Origin of the sequence: Globicatella sanguinis NBRC 15551, assembly GCF_001552295.1 — a bacterium.
Taxonomy (GTDB): Bacteria; Bacillota; Bacilli; order Lactobacillales; family Aerococcaceae; genus Globicatella; species Globicatella sanguinis.
On record NZ_BCQX01000115.1, the window covers coordinates 1 to 7,083 of the forward strand.

A 7,083-nucleotide genomic window follows, 5' to 3' on the forward strand; every position below is an offset into this window, starting at 1 on the left:
TTACCGACCGAAGGACTGAACAATAATGAACATTGGAAAGAAAGAGAGGTAGTGGAGATGGAAAATGCAGAAAACAAGCGAAAGCTTGGCAAGATGCAAAGGGGTAAGACGGAATCGAAAGAGTATGCATCTGTGAAGAGTCAATCACTAGGAGAAACTTTATTATTAAAGAAATGTAAACAGCATGGTATTCCTTTTCTTAATGGGAAGTATTGAAATAACAAGAAGAAAGGGATAGATATTCAAAAACTAATTGTAAACTATCCAGTAGAGCAGTTTAGTCCAGAGTTCAGCTTTTTTAGGCGAAATTCCCTCTAATATATAAATGAATGTCAAACTAACTGACATTTTAAATCTTTTTCATGGTAATATGGGAATATTACGTATAAAGGGAGAAGATTGACATGCAAGTGCCAATTCTTTACGAAGATAATCATTTACTAATGGTAGAGAAACCAGTTAATATTCCAGTGCAATCGGATCAAAGTCGTGACAAAGATTTATTAACGATATTAAAAGAAGATATAAAAATTCGCTTTAATAAACCAGGGAATGTCTACTTAGGTCTAGTGCATAGACTGGACCGGCCGGTTGGTGGGGCAATGGTATTCGCCAAAACATCCAAAGTTGCTTCACGACTATCGGTCCAGGTGAGACGCAATTCGATGACGCGTAAATATTACGCAGTCGTTCATGGGAAGCCTTCCAAAGATCAAGGTCAGTTAACTGATTACTTATTAAAAGATACGCGAAAAAATATTGTGTCGATTGTTCCTTCTGACCATAAAGAAGGAAAAAAAGCAGTTCTTACCTATAAAGTCTTAGAAAGTAATGATCAATTGTCTTTAATAGAAGTGCAACTCCAAACTGGACGGCCTCATCAAATTCGTGTCCAACTAGCAGGGATGGGCACGCCAATCTGGGGTGACCAAAAATACGGTCAAAAATTCAGCAAAGTAGGCCAGCAAATTGCCTTATGGGCACAGGAGCTTTCGTTAGAACACCCAACAAAGAAAACTGAAGTGAGAGTACAATCCATGCCAAAACAGGAATTTCCTTGGAATTGTTGGGAAAGTATTCATTTACAAGCCATGGCATGACATATTCTTAAACCGAGCATTCATGTAGATGTTAACTTAAAAGCGAGCCACTATATTAATTGAAAATTGAGCCGTTTTTGATAGAAAATAACCCTATTGAATAATAAAATAGGGGGAATATCAGGAGTGATTCGAGAAAGAATAAGTCAACTAGACAACTGGGAATTAGAAGAGGACAAACGCACAAGTAAATCAAATAAATTCAAAAACTTTAAAGAAGCCAAAGCTTCTACAATGAAGTTGTCGTCCTCAAAGGGGAAGCCAACCAACATCCTGATATTCAATTATTTTATGAACATGTGATAGTGGATTTAGAAACTCATGAAGAAGATGGGTTGACAGCCAAAGGCTTTAACTTAGCTCAACTCAATGATGACATTAAATGATAAAGGAGTCAAAGCTATGCAAGTAGTGTTTCATATCAATGAAGAAGAGCGATGGCATATGGTTCTTTCGAATGTAAATAATTTTTTAGCTGAAGTAGGGGATGCGAAAATATCCATCGTTGCGAATGGTCATGCGGTGAATTATTATCTCAAGGATGAATTAAGTGATAAGATTTTGAATCAGGTAGATGTGGTGGCTTGTCAGAATTCCTTAAATAAACATAAGATCAATAAAGACCAAATAAATTCACTCATACGTGTGGTAGATTCGGGCGTTGTTGAGATTGCTAAGAAACAAATGGAAGGATATGCTTATATTCGTCCCTAAATAAGTAAAAAAATTCTGGGTCTCTTGTTGGGATTGACTCAGAATTTTTATTTAATCAAATAGTTAACTAATGGTTTGATAAGCTTGGAATAAAATAAACAAGCTAGTTGCAATTAAAATGAGCGCACTCACACCGACATATAATTTAACTAAGGGACCTGGACTGGCATCTTTAATGACTAGACTTATCAACACCTCCGAGATAGATTCGATGTTGAATAGTAACAATAATCCAATCACTGACATGATGATAAAGAGTGCAAGTCCCCATCTTGTCGCCGACCAGATAGTTTGATTTCGGTCTTTAATTTCAGACTGGGCTTGTCGAATTAATAAGGTTAAGTTAGCAGGGCTTATCACATCATCTCCGCCCTCTGATAAGGTGTAAGAAGTAGTACCGTCCTGATTACTCATTTCTTTATAATTGTATTCGCTAGTTCCAATACGAATCTGTTGGTTAGCGAGATTCACTTGTGCACCTTGGACTTTTAAGTATTCATCATTTATCGCGTTGGCAGTGAGATGTTCCGCATTAAACTTAGATATTTCCATGAGTTGCTGTTCAGATAAGTTCGTAAAGTATGGTCCTGTGGTAGTCGTTGGGTTCAAGGACGAGATTTTATCACGAAATCGATTAGGAGGAACGTTGGCATATACAATCATATTATCGGAGAGTTTGCTATGAACAGGACGATTGGTTTGATTTTTCGCAAACCCGACAAAAATTACTGACAGAACAGCAACAACCAATAAACTGAAAGTCAGTTTTCTATTCATTTATATCGCCTCCTAAGCTGTAGATTGTTTGCCCATTTTGTTTGATCGTTATCGGAATCAACATGAGGGTTTTTCTGTCTATTAATTGTATTCCCAAATTATAGGCTTGAATCTCAACAGGCTCATCGATATTATAATCAAGGTCACCTATATAGACCTGATATTGAAAATCCTCGTTACTATTGGGCTCGAGGATCAACCAATTATCAGGAGAGTCCAATAAAATGTCTCCTGAAATTTCTAACACCTCTTTGTGGTAAGGAAGGGCATTAAGTACTTGAATAACCTTATCTTCATAATGTTTTTTTAAGTTAGCATCACTACCAAAAACTTCGCCAATATTTGAATGGTTATAGTTAGTTTGGGCAAAGATTTTTTCAACTGGGTTGATTTGAGGGACTGTTGCTTCATGCATCGTCTCGGATGGTATCAAGACTTGTCTGGCTTGGTTGTCAGGTACACTTAAGATATAGTCTAGCTGAACATCCTCTAGTTTGTATCGGATGCGTCGTGACATACTTATGGTATTATCAGTGAAACCTTCGCGTCTAATAACGATATCACCAAGTTCTGTATTACCTTCTTCGGTATAGTTGTCAAAGGCAGAATTAATCTCTTCCTCAATTAAATTAGGGTTCAGTAGCTTAGCGAATAGGTGGAAGTAAGATTTAATCATTGGGAGTTGATTCGCTTTAATATCCGGATTATCTTCTTCATAATCGTGCGTAAACCGTAGCTCAATGGTTTGGTATGATGAAGTTTCTCCACTGAATAGATAGAACTCATTCAACCTTCCTAATTCAGCCAATTCAGTCGGATAAAAGTAAACGGTACTTCCCCAAGCACTCAGGTGGTTTTCCGTCAAATCAAAGCCAAAAGTTTGTTGAAGCTCATATAACAAGTTATTGATATACATGCGGTCGAGATAGACCGTTGCATCTGAATTGGAATGTTCGTAAATACTAGGAAATTCTTTAGTTGAATCATAAAACGAACCAGATAAATTAGTTAACTCTTCATCCTCAAAGGTAGTCAGTGGGAAATTGAATCGTATCTCAATTTGGTTAACATGTTTGTTGGGATTAGACGAATCATTCAATCCATAGCTGTGAAATTCATGACCATTTATTGTAGCTTCGTGATTCTCATCCAATTGGGCTTGCCATTGGTTATAGAAACTTTGTAAATCTGCTGAATTCATATTAGGTTCAATTAATTGTATTAATGTCAAAAAGGTATTAAAATCAATGACTTTATTGGAGGATAGTCGTTGATAGATATACAGTTCATCTCCCTGCATGCCATCCCATACAGTAATCGATAGATTAGCATCATTCTTAGTAGGAATCATTACAGTAGAACCCGCAGAATGAGCATGAAATTCGGATAGAAATTCCTCATTCGAAGTAATATTGAAGGTTGCTTTAATCTCTTCAATGATTCGGTTAGTTAAGCCACTATGAGAATAAGGTCTAGCATTGTAAGAGGGATCGGCATCAAAAATTGATGACATCGTTTGTGCCTGTACACACAATGGACTTATCAAGCTCAACAAGATTAGGCAACTGATTATCTTTTTCACCGCTATCATCCTTTCATTTTAATTTATCTATAGAATTATCATATACTAAAAGAAATCGTTTTTCTGATTTTACACTTTTAAAAAATTGACTTTGTTGACTTGTTTTAAACGGTTTTTAATTTTGTAGAGAGTGAGCAAAACCTTTTTAAATTCTGTTCAGGCGTATCTATTTAATTCAAAGCGCAGTGGTTGAGTGGTCTCAATCTGCGTCTTAACGTGGTTTGGCAATAAATGCATGGGTATTAATGATATAATCACTGTCTTTAATCGGCTTGAATTCTAATTCACTGACTTTCAACTCATTCAAATCGTCTAAGGCTTTGAGTTCCACCGATGGATTTAACTCAACTTTGGCGGTCAGTTTATACCATTCATTCCCATTATGGAAGGCCCAAGATACATCTGTAAAAGAGATTCTATAGGAATAATGAAGGTGTCTCATAGGACCAAAAGCATCAATTAATTCTATTAACTGTATGATCGGAGGATAATCCTCATCTTTACTTAACAAATCATTGAACTTATTAAAACTCTCTTGAATGTCGTCAAACTGATAGCTAGATGGGCCCAATTCTCGTCCCAAATGTCGTTCCATATAACGTAATTGTACGCCATCAAAGGTCTCCCAGAAAATGAATCCCAAGTAGTTAATAGGGGAAGAGTCAGTTTCTCCGGTATCAAAATAATGAATAAATTTATCTCTAGCTATAGGGAAATTCCAGCCATTTTGCTGAATCTTTCGACTAGGTGGAAGTTGATTAACATATTGAGGGTAGTCTTCGATGAATAACCCTTCTGAGCTTTTGTCAGATTGGTAGAAAGTATCCACAAGCGATAGGAATAAGGTATCTAATTCTTCTTTGTCATAAGCCTCACCAGAAACATCTTCCATAACATATTCAATAATTGCCTCATCCTTTTCGTGAAAGCTTAGAGTATCATGGCCAATATCATATTGATAGACCCTATCAGCAGAGGGCATGTTATCGAAAGAAATAATCTGGTCCGCTTCACCAAAAAGAGCTTGAATATGTGAAGTATTGATTTCTGTTACTGTGTCTTCTTTTTTGTCTGGAGGGGTCGCATCGTCAAAGTAATTATCCAATACTAGCAGACGCTCTCTCAACTCGACTTCAGAAGACACAGTTTGACCATCATAATGTTCAATCGCTTTCAAAAAATTAGTGTTCGCAATAGCGTCAGGGTCATGGTTGCCTACATCGATAAAAAACTTCAACGGCCCAAGAAATATATATATTACAAAAGCAATAAACGTTAGCATAACTAGCCAAAAGAAATACTTCATGAGTTAAACCTCCTTGTATGCTTAATACTCACTTCCATTATAACCTTCAATCGTATTGTCAAGAAATAATATACTCATAATAAATCCTGAGCATATCAGTATCTAAAAAAGGCAGACCCATCATGACCTGCCAAAATTTATTTAATTTAATTATTCTTCAGTGTTTTCGCTTTCTGATTCAGATTCTGAGCTAGTTTGACTATTAGAAGAGTTTATTGTTTCTTCTTCATCCGTTTCGGCATCAGATTCTGAGCTAATTTGACTATTAGAAGAGTTTATTGTTTCTTCTTCATCTGTTTCTGAATCAGATTCTAAAGTAGTTAATTCATCTTCAGTAACCCATTTATGTGTTGATCACTAATTCTGAACTTTCAGTATTAACATACTCCATTATACAAGCTATCCATCATTCCAAAGAGGTCTAGTTCCCTTAACACTTTCTTTAATGGATTGGCAATCTTTATGAACTGCTTTAATATAAATCGATTCAGCTACAGACATCTTTCATTTTATCTAAGATGGCTTCAAGCCGCTTTTTATTGTGACCAACGATGGCTACTTTAGCTCTTTTTTTAGCGTATATTAGGGAGGTTATTTCACCAATACCGGAAGTTCCAGCATAAATTAATGTAACTTTGTTATCGAGTTTATCGATGTAAAACATACTTTCTAATAATGACTATCTTTTGAAAATACAATCTTAATTAGTCTTATTTTTGGTGTGATTTGACGTGCAATTGTTTTACGCGTTCAGCTAATTCCGGAGCAGGTCCGTCAACGTTCGCATCAAGGATGACATCTTCAATCGCTAAGTTTTTAACTGGTGAAGGCTCAACACCTAATTCTTTCTGCCAAGCTTGTAATTGCTCTGAAGAACATGCATAGACAATACGTCCTAAGCCTACCCAAGCATGAGCTGCTGAACACATGGGGCAATGTTCTCCAGAAGTGTAGACAGTCGCCGCGGCACGCTCTTCAGGAGATAAATTCTCAGCCGCCCAGCGTGCGATAGCGAATTCTGGGTGTTGGGTCGAATCTCCACCAGATACATGGTTATAATCTTCAAAGAGAATTTCTCCCTCTTTAGATACAAGAACCGAACCAAAAGGCTCATCACCTTCGTTCAGTGCCGTCTCTGCTAAGTCAACACAACGCTCTAAGTACTCTAAATCTTTTTCACTTATCATGTTAAATCCCTCCTTTTCTCTTATTCTATCAGAGTTTGTAATTATGTCACTTGAATTGTTGAAGACCGGTGCAATTATGGATTTTAAGAGTTTGGGCAAAACTTTTTAAATTCTGTTCAGGCATATCGATTTAATTCAAAGCGCAGTGGTTGAGTGACCTCAAACGACGTCTTAATGAGGTTAGGCATAAATTTGATAGATTCAATCAAGTTATTGCTCGTTAAATAAAAGCGTAGTGGTTGAGTGGTCTCAAACGGCGTCTTAATGAGGTTAGGCATCAATTTGATAAATTCAATCAAGTTTATTGCTCGGTAATTAAAAGCGCAGTGGTTGAGTGGCCCAACCTGCGTCTTAATTTAGCTGAGATTAATCTTGAAAAGTCCAGTCAAATTAATGCTTATTCATTTATAGCGCAGT

The 7,083-nt window shown here is 36.6% G+C and carries 7 protein-coding genes and 1 pseudogene; 4 read left to right on the forward strand and 4 right to left on the reverse strand.

Annotation, left to right across the window (positions count from 1 at the left end; all coding sequences use genetic code 11):
* The 4 genes and pseudogenes from GSA01S_RS08585 to GSA01S_RS08595 all read left to right on the forward strand — a co-directional run.
* Positions 1–216, forward strand: a 216-nt coding sequence (locus tag GSA01S_RS08585; RefSeq protein WP_169792692.1) for a hypothetical protein, incomplete at its 5' end; no start/stop codon positions are given.
* Between the two features lie 188 nt (positions 217–404).
* Positions 405–1,100: an RluA family pseudouridine synthase gene (locus GSA01S_RS08590; RefSeq protein WP_066126662.1), complete on the forward strand. Its 696-nt coding sequence runs from the start codon at positions 405–407 to the stop codon at positions 1,098–1,100.
* 233 nt (positions 1,101–1,333) lie between these two features.
* Positions 1,334–1,486, forward strand: a pseudogene (locus GSA01S_RS11275) (4a-hydroxytetrahydrobiopterin dehydratase); the annotation flags it as partial.
* Between the two features lie 16 nt (positions 1,487–1,502).
* The gene (locus tag GSA01S_RS08595) at positions 1,503–1,814 is read left to right on the forward strand and encodes a DsrE family protein (protein ID WP_066126663.1); all 312 of its coding nucleotides are present in this window, start codon (positions 1,503–1,505) and stop codon (positions 1,812–1,814) included.
* Positions 1,815–1,877: 63 nt separating this feature from the next.
* Here GSA01S_RS08595 and GSA01S_RS08600 read toward each other — a convergent pair whose 3' ends face one another.
* The 4 genes from GSA01S_RS08600 to GSA01S_RS08615 form a co-directional block, all read right to left on the reverse strand.
* The gene (locus tag GSA01S_RS08600) at positions 1,878–2,591 is read right to left on the reverse strand and encodes a hypothetical protein (protein WP_066126665.1); all 714 of its coding nucleotides are present in this window, start codon (positions 2,589–2,591) and stop codon (positions 1,878–1,880) included.
* Positions 2,584–4,104: a hypothetical protein gene (locus GSA01S_RS08605; protein ID WP_066126668.1), complete on the reverse strand. Its 1,521-nt coding sequence runs from the start codon at positions 4,102–4,104 to the stop codon at positions 2,584–2,586. The genes GSA01S_RS08600 and GSA01S_RS08605 overlap by 8 nt, the downstream gene beginning before the upstream one ends.
* A gap of 280 nt (positions 4,105–4,384) precedes the next feature.
* A complete protein-coding gene (locus GSA01S_RS08610) occupies positions 4,385–5,479 on the reverse strand; it encodes a hypothetical protein (protein WP_066126669.1) in 1,095 nt (364 codons plus the stop codon).
* A 710-nt stretch (positions 5,480–6,189) separates the two neighbouring features.
* Positions 6,190–6,666 carry a nucleoside deaminase gene (locus GSA01S_RS08615; protein WP_066126671.1) on the reverse strand — a complete coding sequence of 159 codons (477 nt, stop codon included), beginning with the start codon at positions 6,664–6,666 and terminating at the stop codon, positions 6,190–6,192.
* Between the last annotated feature and the right edge of the window lie 417 nt (positions 6,667–7,083).

What these genes read in the sequence shown, in the direction of transcription:
- GSA01S_RS08590 (WP_066126662.1), top strand. Translation starts at nt 405, where the DNA reads ATGCAAGTGCCAATTCTTTACGAAGATAATCATTTACTAATGGTAGAG.
- GSA01S_RS08595 (WP_066126663.1), top strand. Translation starts at nt 1,503, where the DNA reads ATGCAAGTAGTGTTTCATATCAATGAAGAAGAGCGATGGCATATGGTT.
- GSA01S_RS08600 (WP_066126665.1), bottom strand. Translation starts at nt 2,591, where the DNA reads ATGAATAGAAAACTGACTTTCAGTTTATTGGTTGTTGCTGTTCTGTCA.
- GSA01S_RS08605 (WP_066126668.1), bottom strand. Translation starts at nt 4,104, where the DNA reads ATGTCATCAATTTTTGATGCCGATCCCTCTTACAATGCTAGACCTTAT.
- GSA01S_RS08610 (WP_066126669.1), bottom strand. Translation starts at nt 5,479, where the DNA reads ATGAAGTATTTCTTTTGGCTAGTTATGCTAACGTTTATTGCTTTTGTA.
- GSA01S_RS08615 (WP_066126671.1), bottom strand. Translation starts at nt 6,666, where the DNA reads ATGATAAGTGAAAAAGATTTAGAGTACTTAGAGCGTTGTGTTGACTTA.